General features: G+C 49.5%; 18 protein-coding genes. 2 read left to right on the forward strand and 16 right to left on the reverse strand.

What is annotated here, in order from left to right; genetic code table 11:
• Window positions 1-231: 231 nt before the first annotated feature.
• Window positions 232-540 carry a transposase gene (locus tag DESPR_RS18970; protein WP_043770480.1) on the forward strand — a complete coding sequence of 103 codons (309 nt, stop codon included), beginning with the start codon at window positions 232-234 and terminating at the stop codon, window positions 538-540.
• A gap of 35 nt (window positions 541-575) precedes the next feature.
• A complete protein-coding gene (locus DESPR_RS10205) occupies window positions 576-1,580 on the forward strand; it encodes an IS3 family transposase (RefSeq protein WP_245529430.1) in 1,005 nt (334 codons plus the stop codon).
• Window positions 1,581-1,717: 137 nt separating this feature from the next.
• Here the strand turns inward: DESPR_RS10205 and DESPR_RS10210 are convergent, their stop codons facing one another.
• The 16 genes from DESPR_RS10210 to DESPR_RS10285 all read right to left on the reverse strand — a co-directional run bounded on the left by DESPR_RS10210 (window position 1,718) and on the right by DESPR_RS10285 (window position 18,325).
• The gene (locus DESPR_RS10210; RefSeq protein WP_015724738.1) at window positions 1,718-3,136 is read right to left on the reverse strand and encodes an NADH-quinone oxidoreductase subunit N; all 1,419 of its coding nucleotides are present in this window, start codon (window positions 3,134-3,136) and stop codon (window positions 1,718-1,720) included.
• A 15-nt stretch (window positions 3,137-3,151) separates the two neighbouring features.
• Complete coding sequence (locus DESPR_RS10215; RefSeq protein ID WP_015724739.1) at window positions 3,152-4,672, reverse strand: complex I subunit 4 family protein; 1,521 nt, start codon at window positions 4,670-4,672, stop codon at window positions 3,152-3,154.
• Window positions 4,673-4,684: 12 nt separating this feature from the next.
• On the reverse strand, window positions 4,685-6,586 hold the full coding sequence (gene nuoL, locus DESPR_RS10220) for an NADH-quinone oxidoreductase subunit L (protein WP_015724740.1): 1,902 nt from the start codon (window positions 6,584-6,586) through the stop codon (window positions 4,685-4,687).
• Window positions 6,587-6,590: 4 nt separating this feature from the next.
• Window positions 6,591-6,887: an NADH-quinone oxidoreductase subunit NuoK gene (gene nuoK / locus DESPR_RS10225; protein WP_015724741.1), complete on the reverse strand. Its 297-nt coding sequence runs from the start codon at window positions 6,885-6,887 to the stop codon at window positions 6,591-6,593.
• Window positions 6,884-7,393, reverse strand: coding sequence for an NADH-quinone oxidoreductase subunit J family protein (locus DESPR_RS10230; RefSeq protein ID WP_043769959.1), 510 nt, complete (start codon window positions 7,391-7,393; stop codon window positions 6,884-6,886). The genes nuoK and DESPR_RS10230 overlap by 4 nt, the downstream gene beginning before the upstream one ends.
• Window positions 7,394-7,397: 4 nt before the next feature.
• Window positions 7,398-7,922, reverse strand: a complete 525-nt coding sequence (locus tag DESPR_RS10235; protein ID WP_015724743.1) for a NuoI/complex I 23 kDa subunit family protein — start codon at window positions 7,920-7,922, stop codon at window positions 7,398-7,400.
• Between the two features lie 13 nt (window positions 7,923-7,935).
• Window positions 7,936-9,222 carry a complex I subunit 1/NuoH family protein gene (locus DESPR_RS10240; protein WP_015724744.1) on the reverse strand — a complete coding sequence of 429 codons (1,287 nt, stop codon included), beginning with the start codon at window positions 9,220-9,222 and terminating at the stop codon, window positions 7,936-7,938.
• Entirely contained in the window at window positions 9,209-10,771 is a 1,563-nt protein-coding gene (locus DESPR_RS10245) for an NADH-quinone oxidoreductase subunit G (protein ID WP_015724745.1), read from the reverse strand. Before DESPR_RS10245 ends, DESPR_RS10240 begins: the two co-directional genes overlap by 14 nt.
• Window positions 10,772-10,788: 17 nt before the next feature.
• Window positions 10,789-12,060 carry an NADH-quinone oxidoreductase subunit NuoF gene (gene nuoF, locus DESPR_RS10250; protein WP_015724746.1) on the reverse strand — a complete coding sequence of 424 codons (1,272 nt, stop codon included), beginning with the start codon at window positions 12,058-12,060 and terminating at the stop codon, window positions 10,789-10,791.
• A 14-nt stretch (window positions 12,061-12,074) separates the two neighbouring features.
• Window positions 12,075-12,581: an NADH-quinone oxidoreductase subunit NuoE family protein gene (locus tag DESPR_RS10255; RefSeq protein ID WP_015724747.1), complete on the reverse strand. Its 507-nt coding sequence runs from the start codon at window positions 12,579-12,581 to the stop codon at window positions 12,075-12,077.
• Complete coding sequence (locus DESPR_RS10260; RefSeq protein WP_015724748.1) at window positions 12,578-14,293, reverse strand: NADH-quinone oxidoreductase subunit D; 1,716 nt, start codon at window positions 14,291-14,293, stop codon at window positions 12,578-12,580. Before DESPR_RS10260 ends, DESPR_RS10255 begins: the two co-directional genes overlap by 4 nt.
• Before the next feature lie 2 nt (window positions 14,294-14,295).
• Window positions 14,296-14,808, reverse strand: coding sequence for an NADH-quinone oxidoreductase subunit B (locus tag DESPR_RS10265; RefSeq protein ID WP_015724749.1), 513 nt, complete (start codon window positions 14,806-14,808; stop codon window positions 14,296-14,298).
• Window positions 14,799-15,158: an NADH-quinone oxidoreductase subunit A gene (locus DESPR_RS10270; RefSeq protein WP_015724750.1), complete on the reverse strand. Its 360-nt coding sequence runs from the start codon at window positions 15,156-15,158 to the stop codon at window positions 14,799-14,801. The genes DESPR_RS10265 and DESPR_RS10270 overlap by 10 nt, the downstream gene beginning before the upstream one ends.
• Before the next feature lie 768 nt (window positions 15,159-15,926).
• Window positions 15,927-16,352, reverse strand: coding sequence for a single-stranded DNA-binding protein (locus DESPR_RS10275; protein ID WP_015724751.1), 426 nt, complete (start codon window positions 16,350-16,352; stop codon window positions 15,927-15,929).
• A 216-nt stretch (window positions 16,353-16,568) separates the two neighbouring features.
• Window positions 16,569-17,969 (reverse strand): ammonium transporter, encoded by a 1,401-nt coding sequence (locus DESPR_RS10280; RefSeq protein WP_015724752.1) that lies wholly within the window; start codon window positions 17,967-17,969, stop codon window positions 16,569-16,571.
• A gap of 17 nt (window positions 17,970-17,986) precedes the next feature.
• Window positions 17,987-18,325, reverse strand: a complete 339-nt coding sequence (locus tag DESPR_RS10285; RefSeq protein ID WP_015724753.1) for a P-II family nitrogen regulator — start codon at window positions 18,323-18,325, stop codon at window positions 17,987-17,989.
• Between the last annotated feature and the right edge of the window lie 581 nt (window positions 18,326-18,906).

An 18,906-nucleotide genomic window follows, 5' to 3' on the forward strand; every position in this document is an offset into this window, starting at 1 on the left:
CAAATGGTCACGTGGCATGTTCAACAAAGTGAACACGCCAATCATTTCCTGTTCATTTGCGTTCGTTGTTCGGGGAAATCGGCCAAAGAGGTGTAAGCGAATATATTTTTCGTTCAGTTTCGACAATCTGTCAACAACTGATCGTAGCAAACAGGTGAGGAGTGTCTTGGTTCAACAGGAATAGGACAATCCTGCCGTTTATGATAAACCATCATGAACGGAGGGAAGTCCATGCGAAAGAAGCGTCACAACTACAGCCCTGAAGAGAAGGTCTTTATCCTGAAACGGCACTTGGTTGGCCGAGAGGCGGTTTCGGATTTGTGCGACGAATACCAATTGCAGCCGAAGATTTTTTACGATTGGCAGAAGCAGTTCTTTGAAAAAGGGGCTTCAGCGTTTGCCCGTGAAGGAAAGAGCAAACAGCAGGCGGAGGAGAAGCGCATTCGTGAGCTTGAGGAGAAATTGCGCCGGAAACATGAAGTGCTTTCGGAACTGCTGGAGGAGCATATCCAGTTAAAAAAAGAACTTGGGGAGCTCTGAATGGCGGTTGGGTTCCCCATGACACCCGCGATGCCGTGGTTGATTTCAGTCGCCGGTGGAGTGCAAAAGCAGAAATACCCACCAACAGGCTCATCGTCTGGCTTGGCGTGGCGCGGAGTAAATTTTACGCCTGGATTGGCCGTTGCGGCAAGGCAAACGAACATAACGGTCTAATCCCTCGTGACTTCTGGCTGGAGTCCTGGGAGCAGGAGGCCATCATCCGGTTTGCGCTCGATCATCCCCTGGAAGGGTATCGGCGGTTGACGTTCATGATGCTTGATCGGGACATTGTTGCCGTCAGTCCGAGTAGTACCTGGCGAGTCTTGGCCAAGGCCGGTTTGCTCAAGAAGTGGAACCGAAAAAACAGCGCCAAGGGAAATGGCTTCGTGCAACCGCTTCGTCCTCATGAACATTGGCATATCGATGTGTCACATCTCAATATCTGCGGCACCTTTTATTATCTATGCAGCCTGCTCGACGGCTGCAGCCGTTTCATCGTTCATTGGGAGATCCGGGAGCAGATGACGGAGCAGGATGTGGAGATCATTGTCCAACGGGCCAAGGAGAAATACCCCGAAGCCCGGCCTCGGATCATCTCCGATAACGGCCCGCAATTCATTGCCAAGGATTTCAAGGAATTCATCCGGCTCTCCGGCATGACGCACGTGCGGACATCACCGTACTATCCGCAGTCCAACGGCAAGTTGGAGCGATTTCATGCCACCATCAAGGGAGAGTGCATTCGCCCCGGCGTACCGCTTTCCCTTGACGACGCCCCGAGGATGGTGGAGAAGTTCATTGCCCACTACAACAACGTCCGGCTGCATAGCGCCATTGGCTACGTGGCTCCAGTGGACAAGCTCAGTGGCAGGGAGCAGGAAATTTTCAAAGAGCGGGACCGGAAACTGGAAGCGGCCAGAGAACTGAGGAAGACAAAACGGCTTCGGGCGCCGTCGGCAAACCCGATGCTCTCTCAAAAAGACAATACGGCTCCTTCGGAGTCCTTACTGCAAACGGCAAGATTGTCCATTTCCAACTGAGGCGGAACAAACAGCCGATCAAGGTTCATCGATCAACGTGCTGGGAAGAGCAAACGAAAAAGAGGCCTGAAATATATTTCAGGCCTCATGAAGATTCTTTTATCCTTTAAGTATTTCAGATCGTTTTCATGAAACCGTCAAACGGTAATAGGATACAAGCTAATCGCGAAAACACAAAGAACAAGGATAAAGGTACAAACTGGCGCAAAATTTGAGGGGAGGGGTTCGTCGAACTGCTCCTCCGGCTCGTGAAAGTACATGTTAATGATCAGACGCAGATAGTACCACATGGAAATAATGCTGCTGATGATGCCTAAAACTGCCAGGGTGATTTGGCCTGCATCGATGGCACTGGTAATAATATAAAATTTCCCCATAAAGCCTGCGGTGGGGGGGATACCGGCCATGGAAAGCAAAAACACGCTGATAGCTGCGGCGGAATAGGGACGAATTTTGGCAAGTCCCTTGAAATCATCAAATGTGTTTCTCTTTTCCTCGGCTCCGCCGAGATACGAGAGTGCGCAAAAAATACCAAGAGTCCCTGCGGCATAAGCGGCCAAATAGTAGGCAATCACACTACCGGAAAATTCTTGGCTGCTTACAGCAACAAGAGCGATCAACAAATAACCGGAATGAACAATACCGGAGGCAGCGAGCATTCTTTTCAAGGATTGCTGGCCGATGGCGATGAGATTGCCAACAAACATCGTCAAGATGGAGATGTAAAACAGAAAGGTGATCCATCCACTATGCAATCCTTGATCGACAACCAAGAAATTGGCGAACACAGCAAAGATGGCAGTTTTTAACCCCGTGGCCATGTAGCCTGTGATTGGAACGGAAGCGCCGTCATACACATCGACGACCCAGGCATGGAAGGGAAAGGCGGCAACCTTGAAAAGAAAGGCTACCAAGATGAAGAAAGCACCGCCCACCAATGCCGGTGTGTGCAAGAAGCCGTGGGCGGCAACGAATTTGCCGATGGCCACAAACTTGGTGCTGGCGGTGGCCCCATAGACCAAGGCTGTTCCCATGGTCAAAAATGCACCAGCGAAGGCACCAAGCATGAGATATTTCAAAACAGCCTCAGTGCTGATAACATTCTTTCGGTTGTAACCAACCAGGATATAGATGGCCAATGACATAATCTCCAGAGCAATAAAAACGGATATTAACTCTTGGGCCATGGTCAACAATAACATTCCTGAAGCGGCAAATACCGTAAGACTATAAAACTCCGGGCTGCAAAAAGTATTCTGTTTGAAATAGGTCTGCGCACTCATAACGGTAAAGAGTCCGCAAGCTAGAATAATCAGGCCAGCAGCCTTGGAAAAATTAGTGACCACGAGGAAGCTGTTGAAAATATCCGAGAAAAGGACTGCTTTCCCGGTAATACACGAACCCAGTTGAACAAGAAATGCTATGGCAAATACAAGGGCACTCCCATAGGCAGCCATTTCATGAGAAATTTTTTCATAGGCAGAAGAGAGCATCAACAAGATGGCTCCTGCCCCAACGATAATCAGTGGCATGAGTAACAGTAAATCGTTCGTCATAATGAACATCCGGTATTATTGCTGTTCAATGTTGAGCTCAACGCCGTGAGCATTGGTGGTTGTGCTGTGTGCGACAACAGGAGCGTTCTGGGAAAATTGCAATGCAGCAGAAGGTGTGATCTTACTTATAAACGGCTGCGGATAAATTCCCATGATGATGATGAGTAAAATCACGGGGAGAAAGGTCAATCCTTCAACCAAGGTCAAATCTTTAAAATTCTCAGATGTTGCGGTGGATTTTTCAAAAAATACCCGTTGAAACATCCATAGCATGTAGCACACACCAACGATCAAGGTTGTCGCGGCAAGCACACCGATAGCGGTATTGAATTTTATTGCTCCAAGAATAATCATGAATTCACCAATGAACCCACTTGTTCCGGGCAATCCGACCGAAGCCAACATCGCGATGGCAAAAAACAATGCGAAAACTGGTGCTTTCGCGGCGATTCCTCCAAGGTCCTCGATAGTTCTGGTTTCGGTACGCTCTTCAAGGATTCCCGCGAAAAGAAAAAGGACACCCGTGCTGGTGGCGTGTGCGACAATCTGATAGATGGAGCCGGTCAAGGCTTGGACATTCATGCAAAATACACCCAGGGCGATGACACCCATGTGGGAGGCAGAAGAAAAGGCCAGCATTCGCTTGAAGTCTTTTTGGGCGATTGCAGCAATGCCACAGTACATCATGCCAATAACGCCGGCATAGGCGAGAAGTATGGCGAATCGAGCAAATTCTTGATCAAAGACCGGCACCACGAAACGAATTACACCATATACACCAATTTTGGCCATAATGGCTGACAAGACAAAGGTAGCCGCAGTCGGTGCTTCGGTATACGCGTCAGGCAACCAAGTATGAAAGGGAAACAAGGGAATTTTGATTGCAAAAGCAATCATGAATCCAAAAAAGGCCACCGCTGCCACTTGACCGCTGAGATTGAGTTGCGCCATCTTATTCATCGCGAAACTCCACTCGTTGAATTGGGCATGGTAACTAACACCCAGATACACGATGGCAGCCAACATGAGCAAGGAACCAGCAATAGTGTAAATGGTGATCTTCAGCGTGGCAGGAAGACGCTTTGCCCCCCCATACAAACCCAGCATGAAGAAGACCGGCAACAACATGATTTCCCAGAAGATATAAAAGAGGATCATGTCAGTTGCGCATACTGCACCGGTCATGGCTCCTTGAACGATGAGCAGGTTGGCGTAATACCCTTTCTCTTTGGTGCCAAAAATCAAATAGACCATTGGCAGAAGAACAGAGCAGGCCATCAGGATGAACAGACTGATTCCATCCACACCCAGAGCATAGGAAATTCCCAGTGATTCGATCCAAGGAACATTTTCTATGAATTCAAGATGCCCCGTGGACTTGAATCCCAGGTAGAGGTCGAGGCTGAGGACGAGGGTGGACAACGAAATGATGAGCCCTGTAAACCGAGCGATCGTCCTGCTTGCCGGCGAGGCCAGGAGCACCAACCCGGCAATAATGGGCAAAAAGATTATAACGGAAAGGAGATGTTCAAACATTCTTTCACCTTATCAGTTCAACGATTGAGAAAGGAACAGGCTCATAAGACTCAGCCCCACGATCATGTAAATGGCATAAACCCTGACATAACCGACTTGGAAAACCTTGAAGGCTGCCCCGAGAATCATATACAGCCTGGAAATCCCTTTAACTGGCGCGTCGGTGACATTCGGCTCAATGATTCTCCAGATGCTTGAGCCGATTGCCTTATATGGCTGAACAAACACGGCGTTATACAACTCATCGACATAGAATTTATTGTAGGCAAACACCTCGAACCCATTGAAGACCGGCTCGGGACCACCTTGGCCAAACTTTGTGTACGCGATTTTAATACCAATCGCGAAAGCGATAATGCTGGTAACCATGGCGAAAACCATGGCAAAAGCTCCACCATGGGGATGGTGTTCCGTCAAGCTGGGAGCAAGCCAATGAGAAACAGTTTGCCCTCCTGGCACATTCAGGAATCCGGCGAAAACAGCTCCAACCGCCAGGATAATGAGGGGAACGGTCATGACAGCAGGCGATTCCTGAGCATGATCGTAGGCATGTTGGTCGCGTGGTTGCCCGTGGAAGACGACGAAGATCATCCTGAAGGTATAGTAGGCGGTCATCCCTGCAACCAGCACACCCACGGCCCAGATACCGTAATGACCTGTCGCAAGGGCGCTGTAGAGAATCTCATCCTTACTGAAGAAACCAGAGAACGGAGGACATCCAGCCAAGGCAAGGGCACCGATTACCATTGTGATATAGGTCTTCGGCATTTTGCTTTTCAACCCACCCATTTTCCAGATGTTCTGCTCATGATGCAGGGCATAGATCACCGAACCGGCACCGAGGAAGAGCAGTGCCTTGAAAAAAGCATGGGTGAACACATGGAAAATACCAGCAGAATAGGCTGCAACACCCACACCGGCGAACATATAGCCCAATTGGCTGACGGTCGAGTAAGCAAGAACCTTCTTGATATCGTCTTGAAACATACCAAATATGGCGGCCAGCAAAGCGGTCAGTATCCCGACCCATGCAACAATAGTCCCGGCCATCTCTACATGGGCATACAGGAAACTGAATCGGGCAACCATGTAGACACCGGCAGTAACCATGGTGGCGGCATGGATCAATGCGGAAACCGGAGTCGGACCTGCCATTGCATCGGGTAACCACACATACAAGGGTATCTGAGCCGATTTGCCGGTGGCACCGACAAACAGGAGCAGGCAAACAGTTAATGCAATGGCGGGCGTCAGGTGATGGACATTGGCCTTGAGGGATAAGTAGTCAAAACCCTGGCCGCCAATAGCCCAGAACAGAAAGGCCATGCCGAGAACAAAACCAAAATCGCCGATCCGGTTGACGATAAAAGCTTTGTTACCAGCCAGTACGTTGCTTCGGTCTTCGCTGTAATAGCTAATCAATAGATATGAACAGAGTCCAACGCCTTCCCACCCGACAAACATGACCACCGGCCCGTCGCCAAGTACGAGCACCAGCATGCTACCGAGAAAGAGGTTCATGTAGGCAAAAAACTTGCCGTAGTTTTTGTCGCCTCCCATATAGCCTATGGAGTAGACATGAATAAGAGAACCGATCAAAGTGACAAACAACAGCATTAAACACGACAGAGGATCAGCGAGAAATCCCATGTTAACGTGCAGATCACCGACACTGAACCAAGTGAAGGCTTTGTGGCTCAAAAATCGGCTATCAACCGGCAGCGCTTTGAGCGCGAAAAAAACCTTAAGCGCCATGACAAAGGAAAGGATAGGCCCAATGCAAGCAAGCAGGCCATAAACCTTCTCTGGCAATTTATACCGATCACAGCTAAAAACGTGGAGAAGTCCGATAAATACTGCTCCCATTAATGGAAAAAGCGGTATCAGACCCAGATAATTTACACTTTGTTCCATGGAATCACCCTTTCAGCAGGCTAAACACGTTGGTGTCAAGCTTACTTTTATGTTTATGCAACAAAATCACGACGGCAAGGGCCAGGGCGGCTTCAGCAGCGGCCACAGCCATCACCATCATCGCCAGAACATGACCGTCCATACTCTCATGAACACGGGCAAAAGCGACAAAAGTAAGATTTGCCGCATTGAGCATCAGTTCTATAGACATGAATACGGTAAAAACATTGCGTCTGGAAATCACACCAACAATACCCAGGCAAAAAAGGATGATACTGAGATACAAATAACTGTGAATCATTTGATACTCCCCCTCTTTCCAGCAAGAACAACCGCACCGATCAAGGAGACAAGCAGCAAGATCGAAACGATTTCAAATGGCACCAGCCAATCCTTAAACAACAGTAAACCCACCTGTTTTACGCCACCGAAATCGTTTCCAATCAATGCGGCGGAGGACATGGGGATACTTTTCACGATCTTAACCAAGAAAAGACCAACAGGAAGAACGATAATCGAACCTCCAATGATATAGAGGAGCTTGGTTTCTTCTTTCGGAAGATCGTCAGGTTGGATGTTTAAGAACATGATGATAAAGACGATGAGCGACATAATTGCTCCTGCATAAACGATCAGTTGCAGGGCGAAGATTAATTTTGCAGAGAGCAGTGCGTACAATCCCGCCAAGGATATCAGCGTCACCACAAAGCTCATCGCTCCGTTCATCGGATGTCGAAATAGAACCAGCCCCGCTGCTCCCAAAACGGCAAGCACGGCAAATCCAATAAATAGCCCGTCGGCAAACATGATATCAAGCGCCCCCTTTCTTATACTCTTCTTCGGTAAATGCCCCTGGCGTGGCAAGCAAATCATTCAATGTCATAACAAAGGACGATCGCTTGTCACCGGTGACTGAAAATATACCAGTGTCCATTCTGATAGCATCCATTGGGCACGCTTCCACGCAGTAGCCACAATAGATGCACTCAAGCAGGTCAATATCAAATCTGACCGGCATTTTTTCAGTCCTGCCGTCAACCCGTTCACCGGCCTCAATCATGATGCACTTGGCTGGGCAGTTCGTCTGACACATGAAGCAGGCGACACATTTCATGGTCCCATCCTCATGTTTCGTCAGTCGATGCCGTCCTCGCCAGCGCGCGGTAATCTCTGGCTTTTGCTCGGGATAATGTCGGACATACAATTTTGAGTTATCAAGGAAGTTCGAGATAAAGTGACCAAAGGTCACCGCCATCCCTTTGAACACCTCAACCAGGTACAACCGTTCGTAAAGGTCTTTGCCTTTACGTTCCATTATTTTGGTTTTTCCACTCATGCCAGCTCCTCTCTTAGCTCAATGCAACGACGATTGCACTTGTGACGAAAATGTTCAGCAACGAAAGCGGCAGGAGTGTTTGCCAACCCAATTTCTGCAGCTGATCATAGCGAAAACGAGGTAACGTCCAACGAACCCAGACATACACGAAACACATGAGTGTCGTCTTTACAAGAAAGGTGATGATTTGCAGGATCGTCACTAAAATGCGGTCAGCCACGCCACCAGAAACAGTGATCAGATAAATAAAGAGGACGATTTCAATCGCGGCGACCAATCCCCACAATCCTTTGATATATATTTGCGCTTCACGAACACGAGGGTCATCGACACGATCATAGTGGCTTCTATTATTTTTGCTGATCCACATCGCAAAGACTTTGGCAAAAACAGGAAGAAGCAACATCATCAACACAGTGACGGGCCGTGCGTGATTCACCAGAGTTTCAGTGGCGAACCATGGTATTTGAAATCCACCGAAGAAAAGAGTGACGATAATTGCACTGGAAGTGAAAAGGGCTACATATTCCCCCATGAAGAACATACCAAATTTCATGGAACTGTATTCAACATGGAAGCCCGCGACCAGTTCACTTTCACCCTCGGCAAGATCAAAGGGTGTTCTGTTGGTTTCCGCAAAAGCGGCCACTATAAAAATCACCGCACCAAGGGGTTGTAGAACGACACCCCACATCGGGATGAAGCCGAACAGGAGCTGCCCTTGAAGTTGCGCCATTTCGGTCAGACTGACTGTCCCATAAACGATGAGAAGACTAATGATTGCCAATCCCATGGGGATTTCATAGCTGATGACTTGGGCAGCGGCACGCAACCCTCCAAGAATACCGTATTTATTGTGCGATGACCATCCAGCGAGAATAATGCCGTATACAGAAAAGCCTGCCAATGCAAGGAACCATAGAATACCAAGATCCGTGGGAATGGCCTGCATTATGTATTCCTTGCCATTGATGACCAAGGCATCCGCGAAAGGTATGGCAGCAAAAGAAACCAAGGCGATAAAAAAAACGATCACAGGTGCAAGCACGAAATAGAATTTATGCTTGACATGATCGGGGATCACATCTTCCTTGGTGATCAATTTAACCGCATCGGCAAGATTTTGAACTAGACCTCCAGCACGAAAACCTAAAATATTGGCCCGATTGGGACCTGATCTATCTTGAAAAAAAGCGGCACCACGACGCTCCATCCAAACGAGGACCGCGATGAAGCAGAGCGGAACAAACGCTCCAAAGGCGACCCTAAGAACAAGTAGTAGGATATCAAGCTGCGACATTTGAGACCTCGCTATCGGTTAATGCTAACCCTTCACCGGGAACCTGCTCCAGATCGATACCGTTCAAAGCGGCAACGTTCGCCATTATCTCGGCACGAGCTTCATGATAATCCTTGACGGGTCCGCCAAGCAGATTGACGACATGAATTAAATTGAAAGCGGGTGTGTTCTTGACAACGGCGATTTCATACTGCTGCAAAATCTGATCGACATTGATCAAGGTCCCGGCATCTTCTGTGTAGGACGCGACGGGCAAAGCAATGGTCGCCTTGACCGCGCAACCATCAAGGGAACTGCCTACATACGCTACTTTGACCGAGCTGAGAAGTTGATCGAATTCTGCGACGGTCAACGATTTGGACAAATCATTTTGGAAACTGATCAAAAGATCGGCCCCGCTGATTGCAGCATCAAATCCGGCACGAGAACTATCGATACCCAGGAGGGTGAACGAAGCACGGTTTGCTGATTTATCATCCTGAATGAGGAAGTCGTCACCGTCGCCAGCCTTGCTATAGCCGTCACAGAACCCTGTCACCACCGCATTGCTTGCAATGGCTAATTGCTGCAGGGCATACATCTGTTCCAGTGAGTTATTCGGGGACAACAGGAAAACAACCTTGCTGGCTTGGCTGATTTCCCGCCGGAGCGCTTCAATGGTTGCATTGAACCCTGATTCTTTGCCGGCAATCAGGGCGGTGTTGAGACGATTCTCGTTCTCAACCTTGTAGCTCATGCGGCCATCGTCGCATATAAAATAACCGTTGACTTTATCATTGAGTCGCGGGCGAAAACGATAAATGACATCGTCTTTGTATTTCTCCCGATTATGATCAATGAAAATGTTGCATCCCTTGCTGCATCCCTGACAAATCCCTTTACTCTTGGTCAGAAACCAAGATCGTTGCTTGAAGCGGAAGTCCCTGGAGGTCATGGCCCCGACTGGACAAAGATCGACAACGTTTAGAGCATAGCGGTTGTTGAGAGGCCGACCGGGGAAAATATTTACCCGTGCCGCGTCGGTACGATTGACAATTCCCAATTCACCGGTCTTGGTGATCAATCGGGTAAATCGCACACAGCGAGCGCACAAAACGCAACGTTCCTGATCATGAACAACCCCGCAGCCAAAATCCATTTTTTTGGCCTTGAGCACGGGTTTGACGGTCATTCTACTTTTCTGACCATCATACTTCATGTAGTAATCCTGCAATTTACATTCGCCCGCTTGATCACAAATAGGACAATCAATCGGGTGATTGATCAGCTCCAGCTCCATGATATCACGCTGGATCTTTTTAATTTTGTCTGTATCCAGCTGAACTTTCATGCCTTCAACAGCTCGAGTCTTGCATGCCGGGACCAGAGGAGGCCGGCCATCTTCAATACCAACAAGACACATGCGGCAGTTACCATCTGCCCCCAGCGCCGGATGATAGCAAAGATGGGGAATCTCAATGCCGACAGCACCAATAGCGTCAATCAGATTTTTCCCTGATTCAACTTCTACTTCCTGTCCGTTCACAAACAGTTTTACCTTATCAGCCATGGTAACCCTTATCCCCGTTACATCGCGGTCTGAGCTGAGGCACCGCCATTCACGTACGCCTCGAATTCATGCCGGAATTTATTCAAGTAACTGCGTGTCGACATGGTACAAGCCGCCGAAAGTACGCACACAGTCTTCATTTCGATGTTATCGCACAATTCGGTCAACAGATCGATGTCGGCTATCGTCCCCTCACCGCGGATGATTTTCTTGACAATCTTGAGCATCCAACCCAAGCCTTCACGGCAGGGCGTGCATTGCCCGCAGGACTCATGGTGGTAAAAATAGATGAGATTCTCTACCAGCTTCACCATGTCGACCGTATCGTCGAGCACAACAATTCCCCCCGAACCAAACATGGTTTTGTGGGCCGCCATTGACTCGTAGTCCAAGGTCACGGTTTGGGCTTCTTCTGGCGTCAGGACAGGAGTAGAGCTTCCACCGGGAATAACCCCTTTGAGCTTGCGCCCATCTCGCACACCACCTGCAACCTTGTCAATCACCTCAAGCAGAGGCAACCCCAAGGGAAGTTCGTACATGCCCGGTTTCTTGACCAGACCGGAGATGCCGAACAGATGGGTTCCAGGGCTTTTTTCCGTACCATAGGCTTTGTATGCATCCGATCCATTGGCCAAAATGAACGGTAACGAAGCAATACTCTGGACGTTGTTGATGATCGTCGGGCAACCATATAGTCCCTCGACTGCGGGAAACGGCGGTTTACTGCGTGGTTGCCCCTTACGCCCCTCGATGGATTCCAGCAAGGCGGTTTCTTCACCGCAGACATAGGCGCCTGCGCCGCGATGCACGGTCACATCGAGTTTATAGTCCTTACCGGCGATGGTATCGCCGAGATACCCGGCGGCATACGCCTCGTCGATGGCAGCTTGAAGGGCCTTGACTTGAGTGGTGTATTCACCGCGGATATAGATATAAGCCGCATGGCTTTTGATCGCGTAACAGCAGATGATGATTCCCTCAATCAGCATATGCGGATCACGGACCAAAATATAGCGGTCTTTGAAGGTCGCCGGCTCGGATTCGTCGGAGTTTACAGCCAAATACACCGGTTTATCGATGTTTTTCGGCAAAAAACTCCACTTCAGTCCGGTGGGAAAGCCGGCACCACCGCGCCCTCTTAACCCGCTAGCCTTCACCAATTCAATCACCTCTTCGGGTTGCATGGCAAAGACTTTGTCCAACGTGGCGTATGCCCCATGTTCCTTGGCGACTTCAATCTTGTGGGCGTCCGGTATATCAAATCGTGCACTCAGTACTTTTACTTGCATATCGTTCGCTCTCCTTATTTCAGCGTGGCCAAGAGTTCTTTGAGTTTGTCCACATTCATGTTCTCGTAGAACTCACCATTGACCTGAACCACGGGAGCGGTGCCGCAGTGCCCCAGACATTCCACCTCTTCGAGACTGAACTCTCCGTCAGCGCTGACGTCTCCGGGTTTGATGCCCAATTCCTGTTGTAAATAGTCGACGATTTCCTGTTTTCCCAGGAGGTAACAGGACAGGGTTCGACAGACACAGATATGATACTTGCCCTTGGGTTGCAGGTTGTACATGGTGTAAAAAGTGGCAGCCTCGTACACCATACTGGCAAAGGTCCCTATGCGATCAGCGATATAGGCCATGGCTTCAGCACTAATCCACCCCTCCTGCTCTTGAACAAGCCACAGGGAAGGAAGTATCAGAGACTCACGGGTGGGATAGCGTTTGGCCAACCGTTCAAACTCGGCATCGCGTTGCGCATCAAAAGCGAACGGTTTTCCCGTTTCTATTAGCTGTGATCGATCACTCATCTGTCCAACTCTCCGCCGATAATGTTGATGCTGCCGAGATTGATAACTGCGTCCGCAATCATTTCCCCCTCGACCATTTCATGGAATCCACCCATCATATAGAAGCACGGCGGGCGAACCTTGCACTTATACGGTTTTCCGGAGCCATCGGAGACAAAGTAAAAACCGAGTTCACCATTGGCAGCTTCGAAGGAATCATACCATTCTCCAGCAGGAGCCTTGACACCTTCAAAGACCAGCTTGAAGTGACTGGCCAAACCTTCGATGTTGGAATAGACTTCCGTTTTCGGAGGCAAGAATACGTTATTATTACTAATATTAACCGATCCAGCAGGTATCATCTTCATAGCTTGGCGGATGATACTGATGCTTTGGAAAATTTCTTCGTACCGGATCATAATCCGGTCATAGATATCCCCCTTGGAGCCAAGAGGAATGGTGAAATCAAACGCATCGTAATGGTAGTACGGGTTATCCTTGCGCAAATCAAACGGCACCCCACTGGCCCGGAGGCATGGTCCAGTGAAGCCATACGACAAGGCCTTATCGGCCGGCATAACGCAAACATTTTGCGTTCTATCATGGACAATGCGGTTCTTGAGCACCAGCTTCAGCGAATCGTTGACTCCCTTTTCGATATCGCACAACTGCTTCTCCATGTCCGCTTCCCAACCCTCGTAAAAATCACGGTACATGCCACCGATTCGAGTGAATGAACTGGTTAGGCGGGCACCGGTCAAACGGCTGATGAAATCGTAGGAGGCCTCCTTCTCATTATACAGATACCAGTAGTTGGTCAAACCACCCATATCAACCAAGTTAGCGGCAATACAGACCAAATGGTCCTGCACCCGGAAAAACTCGGCGAGAATGACCCGCATGAATTTGGCCCGCTCGGTAATATCTATCCCGAGCCAGGATTCCACCGCCTTGGCGTAAGCGATGTTGTTCATCAGGGCTGAACAATAATTGAGCCTGTCGGTGAGTGGAATAACCTGGTTATAGGTTCGATTTTCTGCAGTTTTTTCGAAACCGCGATGCAGATAACCGATTTCGTTGACATTGGCGAGAATAGTCTCTCCATCAAGAGCAGTCAAAATGCGGATGGCGCCATGGGTCGCCGGATGGGAGGGACCAAGATTGAGATACATGATCTCGGTATGAATATCCTCCATCAGGGTCTGATCAACACCATTCTGCTGCAATCGCGCCTTGATTTCTTTTTCCAGACTATCGCTTTCGTAACAGATCTGACCTTGTTCGATCGGATAATCCTTCCGCAACGGATGTCCCTGAAATTGCCAATGATTGAGAATCCTGCGCAGATCGGGATGCCCTTGAAAAACGATGCCGTACTGGTCGTAGGTCTCGCGTTCGCCCCAGTTGGCAGAATCCCACAAGCCGGTGGCGGTGGGTATACCCACCTCGGGGTCAGCTACCGGGACCCTCACCTGCACCAGCCGATTCTGTTCCCAATTACGGAGGGTATAGACAACAAAAAAACGTGCCTCGTGCCACTCGGGATAGTTGAGATAGTCAACCGCGGTAACATCAAGCAGCAGACTGAAGTTGAGTGTGGGATCATTTTTCAGGCGAGAAAGCGTTTTTTCGAGGTACTCTGGTTGCACGGTAAGAACCACAGAATCGATTGTTGCCGTGCAGGGCGCCTCCGGAAACGCGGCCTGGATAAGTTCTAGCGCCGTCGTATTCATAATCAATCGAGAATCCCCTTGAAATCTTTGTGGCGATCGTTAAGCACACTTTCACCCTTGATTTTGTCCTGGATCTTCATCAACGCATCCAGAACAGCCTCGGGCCGCGGAGGACATCCTGAGATGTAAACATCCACAGGAATAATCGTGTCAATACCCTGCACGGTGCAATAGTTGTCATAAACACCGCCAGAACTGGCACACGCCCCCATGGCCACGACCCATTTGGGCTCGGGCATTTGTTCATAAATTCGTTTGAGAATCGGCGCCTGCTTATAACTAATGGTCCCGCACACGAGCAACAGATCGGCCTGACGGGGAGAAAATCGAACAACCTCAGCGCCCCATCGGGAAATATCGAGTTGACTTGCGGCGGCACTCATGAATTCGATCGCGCAGCAGGCGGTTCCGAATACAAACGGCCACAGAGAGTACTCACGCCCCCAATTGATGACTGCATCCAGCTTGGTGGTAAGTACCGAATCACCTAGACTTGCTTCTAATCCTAACGCCAATTGAGCACCCCTTTCTTGATGATATAAATAAGACCGGTCAAAAGCAGCGCCATGAACACCACCATTTCAGTGAATCCAAACCAGCCCAGCTCGCGCACACTAACCGCCCACGGATACATGAACACTGCCTCTATATCAAACAAAAGAAACAGAATGGCGAGCAGATAAAATTTGACACTGAATTTCTGCTCTGCCAAACCAATCATGCGTTTGACGCCGCTCTCGTATGGATCATTCTTTGCCCTGCCACCGGCTCGGGGCCCGAAGACCGTTGTTACCAGCATGAACAGCGGCACAACGAGAGCAATTCCAATGAGGGCGATTGCTGAAAGTACCAGTTCCGTTACCATGAATTAGACTCTCCCTTTGACGTGATAAAAATAAGCGAAACCTTCTGTGAACAGCAGGTTAGTATAGATAATGAAAATGAACGGCTATTCATTACCGACCCGACTATCATCTGTCAAGAAAAATAGTTCCTTGACAATGGAGTCGAATTCCTTAACCCCCACCAGGACACAAATCCTGAGCTAAGTATTCAAAATGTGCAAATTGACCAAAATCGATCATCTTTTTTATTTAACCTTCCCTCCGAATATCTATTATTTTCACCTCCCTTCTTGTGCATTGCTGTTTATCACCCTTTGCCAATAAACCAACAACAGGCCACTGGTCAATCTGCCCAATTCGCACACCTCTTATTGCGTTTCGGACCATCACCGTCCAAGGATCCCTTGGGAGGGGCTCCACCGCCGGACCGTCGCGACAAATGCTATCCAACCTCATTGCTTCCGATTGGTTAGGCGTCCAGCCGTTGAAATAAAAAGCCTCGCGTCAACACGATTAACCACGAGAAGCGCGGCTACTTCCAAGAGGGGAGCCAAAAAACTCGATACACTTCCTTCTTGAGCGGTTAGCGAGCCTAGGTCAAGAGGGTGAAACATCAAATACTCGCGACGGTTCGGCCCTCTGGCGCAACGGCGTTCAACCCGCCAACAGCCAATCCCGTCGAACCCTTCAGCAACAGACCCGTCAAGAAACTAGCAAAAAATACGCAATAAAGCCCGGATGGATCACAGATTCACCCGGGCTTCATGTCCTCGTATTCCGCCATCGGCCTAAAACGGCACATCATCTCCCATGGGCGGCGGCTCGGGAAAAGGATCGCCACCGTACCCCGCTCCACCTCCTCCATATTCGCCTCCACCGGACGCGGCGACTCTCGGTGAGAGCATTTTCATCTCTCGAGCCACGATTTCAGTGGTATAGCGGTCATTCCCGTTCTGGTCCTTCCATTTCCTCGTCTGCAACTTCCCCTCGATGTACACCTTGGACCCCTTCGAAAGATACTCACCACAGATCTCCGCCAACCGCTGCCAAGCCACGACTCTGTGCCATTCGGTCTGCTCCTGAACCTGACCGTCCTGTCCTTTGCGTCTTTCCGTGGTCGCCATGGTAAATGTTGCCACCGGCGTTCCGTTCTGGGTATAGCGGATTTCAGGATCAGCACCCAAATTACCGATTAATATCACTTTGTTGATCATTGTTCACCTGCGGGTAGAAAGTATTGCCGAAGATCTCGGCATACTACAACATTGTCCGTTCATGGAATGGTGGCCAATGATAAACCAATCGACAGGTTATTGCAAAACTTGTTGCAGCATTCAGCCCGCCGCTGCCCTTTCCCGATAAGCTTTTTCCATGCAATACAAACGGGCATCACGATGACGCCCGTTTCCCCCCAACCATTCCCAAGGAGATCAATAATGATACGCCGACTCACCATGACTGACCGTATCCAGCCCTTCCCGCTCTTCCTCCTCGGTAACCCGCAAACCAATAGTCATATCCACCAGTTTATAGGCCACGATTGATACCACACCGGACCAGATGATGGTCGTTCCAATGCCCCAGAACTGACTGATCACCTGATTGCCGATGGAGTAGTCAGCCACCTTGTTGGCAACATAATCATAGATACCGACACCACCCAAAGCCGGATCAGCGAAGATGCCGGTCAACACAGCGCCAAGTATCCCCCCCACTCCATGGACACCGAAAACATCAAGCGCATCGTCCGCGCCCAGAAGGCGCTTGAGACCATTGACCCCCCAGAGACAGACGACGCCTGCGGCCAAGCCGATCACCAAGGCGCCACCTATGCCAACCCAGCCACAAGCAGGAGTGACAGCGACAAGACCGGCAACCGCACCCGAGGCCGCACCCAACATGGACGGCTTCCCTTTCAGTATCCATTCCGCGAACGTCCAGGAAAGCGCAGCCGCGGCAGTGGCCAGCATGGTATTACCAAAGGCGAGGGCAGCCAATCCCGTGGCCTCGAGATTTGAACCTGCATTGAAACCAAACCAGCCAACCCACAGGAGACAGGCGCCAATCATGGTCATGGTCAAGCTGTGCGGTGCCATGGATTCCCTCCCATAGCCGACGCGCTTGCCGACCATGTAAGCGCCAATCAAACCGGCAATGGCTGCGTTGATATGAACCACCGTGCCACCGGCAAAATCAATGGCTCCTTTCTGAAACAGGAACCCTGCCGTCGAAGCCGCTCTGGCGCCGGCCTCGGCGTCGGTGTATGCATCTGGACCGGCCCAGTACCAGACCATATGAGCGATCGGCAGATAGGCAAAGGTAAACCACAAAACGATAAAGGCGAGCACAGCCGAGAATTTCATCCGTTCCGCGAACGCTCCAATGATCAACGCCGGCGTGATGGCCGCGAAGGTGGCCTGGAAAAAGACATAAATCAGCTCCGGAATGACCACGCCTTTACTGAACGTCCCTGCCACTGAATCAATCCCCACTCCCTTGAGCAGCACTTTGCCAAATCCGCCAAAAAAAGCGGTCCCTTCCGTGAAGGCAACACTGTACCCATAGACCACCCAAAGCACCACACACAGAGAGAAAATCGTGAAGACCTGCATCAATACCGACAGCATGTTTTTGCTTCGAACCAACCCGCCATAAAACAACGCCAGGCCGGGAATGGTCATCAGGGTCACCAACAGTGTTGCGACAATCATCCACGCAGTGTCCCCCTTTTCAGGGACAGGAGCAGCGGTTTCGGCAAGGACGGGCATTGCGGCGGCCACCACAGCGATTGCCGCCAAGATCAGAGAAGAGACAACTGTTGATTTCTTCATGGACGAACTCCTTTCGGTTAGAGTGCTTCGGAACCGGTTTCCCCGGTTCTGATTCGCATTACATGTTCAAGGTCAAAAACAAAAATCTTGCCATCGCCGATCTTGCCGGTCGTCGCCGCCTGTTTGATTCCCTCGACGACCTGTTCGAGCTGACTGTCGTCAATCGCCACTTCAACTTTTAATTTTGGCAAAAACTCTATGACATATTCAGCACCACGATACATCTCGGTGTGTCCTTTTTGCCGCCCGAATCCTTTGACCTCGGTCACGGTAACCCCTTTCACGCCGAGAGCCGTTAAACACTCTCGCACCTCGTTCAACTTAAACGGTTTTATGATCGCACTGACAAATTTCATAGATTTCTCCTTCGTTGGGCAGTGGCCGATTCTTTTGCCTCCTGCCATTACAATTGGTAATCGGGCTACCCGACAGATTCTCGATTGAAACCGTTAGCGATGTCGACCAAGAAGAATTCCCGTCGAAACGGCTATCGATTTCACTTCATTTTCAGCGTCGCGGACCCCTGTTTGCCCCGGTTTTCATGAACCCGCCGCACTCGATGCGTGCCCGCAACCCACCCACTTTCTTGTTTGCCTCCTTTTTCCTTCGATATTGCGCTGTTGCATGGTTATACATTTCACTCGTTTTACTCGGTACAATGTACTAGCACTTTTAATGCCAAAAAATAACAACAACGCAAATAATTGAAAATTAAATGAATAATACCATTTATCCGCACAACCGCTCACCCTTTAACAAATTTAATCTTCCTATTGTCATTTTTTATAAAAATAACTTACAAAATTGAAAATTTATCTGCAAAAACGATCATCGAAACCATCAAGGGAAAACAGCAACAGGACAAAAGAAGCGTTGCGCTGATCAGCAAAAATGGGAAAAGATGAAAAGCAACGAGTTGATTTTTCAGCTCTCATCT

Origin of the sequence: Desulfobulbus propionicus DSM 2032 (assembly GCF_000186885.1) — a bacterium.
GTDB lineage: Bacteria > Desulfobacterota > Desulfobulbia > Desulfobulbales > Desulfobulbaceae > Desulfobulbus > Desulfobulbus propionicus.

What these genes read in the sequence shown, in the direction of transcription:
- DESPR_RS18970 (WP_043770480.1), top strand. Translation starts at nt 232, where the DNA reads ATGCGAAAGAAGCGTCACAACTACAGCCCTGAAGAGAAGGTCTTTATC.
- DESPR_RS10210 (WP_015724738.1), bottom strand. Translation starts at nt 3,136, where the DNA reads ATGACGAACGATTTACTGTTACTCATGCCACTGATTATCGTTGGGGCA.
- DESPR_RS10215 (WP_015724739.1), bottom strand. Translation starts at nt 4,672, where the DNA reads ATGTTTGAACATCTCCTTTCCGTTATAATCTTTTTGCCCATTATTGCC.
- nuoL (WP_015724740.1), bottom strand. Translation starts at nt 6,586, where the DNA reads ATGGAACAAAGTGTAAATTATCTGGGTCTGATACCGCTTTTTCCATTA.
- nuoK (WP_015724741.1), bottom strand. Translation starts at nt 6,887, where the DNA reads ATGATTCACAGTTATTTGTATCTCAGTATCATCCTTTTTTGCCTGGGT.
- DESPR_RS10230 (WP_043769959.1), bottom strand. Translation starts at nt 7,393, where the DNA reads ATGTTTGCCGACGGGCTATTTATTGGATTTGCCGTGCTTGCCGTTTTG.
- DESPR_RS10235 (WP_015724743.1), bottom strand. Translation starts at nt 7,922, where the DNA reads ATGAGTGGAAAAACCAAAATAATGGAACGTAAAGGCAAAGACCTTTAC.
- DESPR_RS10240 (WP_015724744.1), bottom strand. Translation starts at nt 9,222, where the DNA reads ATGTCGCAGCTTGATATCCTACTACTTGTTCTTAGGGTCGCCTTTGGA.
- DESPR_RS10245 (WP_015724745.1), bottom strand. Translation starts at nt 10,771, where the DNA reads ATGGCTGATAAGGTAAAACTGTTTGTGAACGGACAGGAAGTAGAAGTT.
- nuoF (WP_015724746.1), bottom strand. Translation starts at nt 12,060, where the DNA reads ATGCAAGTAAAAGTACTGAGTGCACGATTTGATATACCGGACGCCCAC.
- DESPR_RS10255 (WP_015724747.1), bottom strand. Translation starts at nt 12,581, where the DNA reads ATGAGTGATCGATCACAGCTAATAGAAACGGGAAAACCGTTCGCTTTT.
- DESPR_RS10260 (WP_015724748.1), bottom strand. Translation starts at nt 14,293, where the DNA reads ATGAATACGACGGCGCTAGAACTTATCCAGGCCGCGTTTCCGGAGGCG.
- DESPR_RS10270 (WP_015724750.1), bottom strand. Translation starts at nt 15,158, where the DNA reads ATGGTAACGGAACTGGTACTTTCAGCAATCGCCCTCATTGGAATTGCT.
- DESPR_RS10275 (WP_015724751.1), bottom strand. Translation starts at nt 16,352, where the DNA reads ATGATCAACAAAGTGATATTAATCGGTAATTTGGGTGCTGATCCTGAA.
- DESPR_RS10280 (WP_015724752.1), bottom strand. Translation starts at nt 17,969, where the DNA reads ATGAAGAAATCAACAGTTGTCTCTTCTCTGATCTTGGCGGCAATCGCT.
- DESPR_RS10285 (WP_015724753.1), bottom strand. Translation starts at nt 18,325, where the DNA reads ATGAAATTTGTCAGTGCGATCATAAAACCGTTTAAGTTGAACGAGGTG.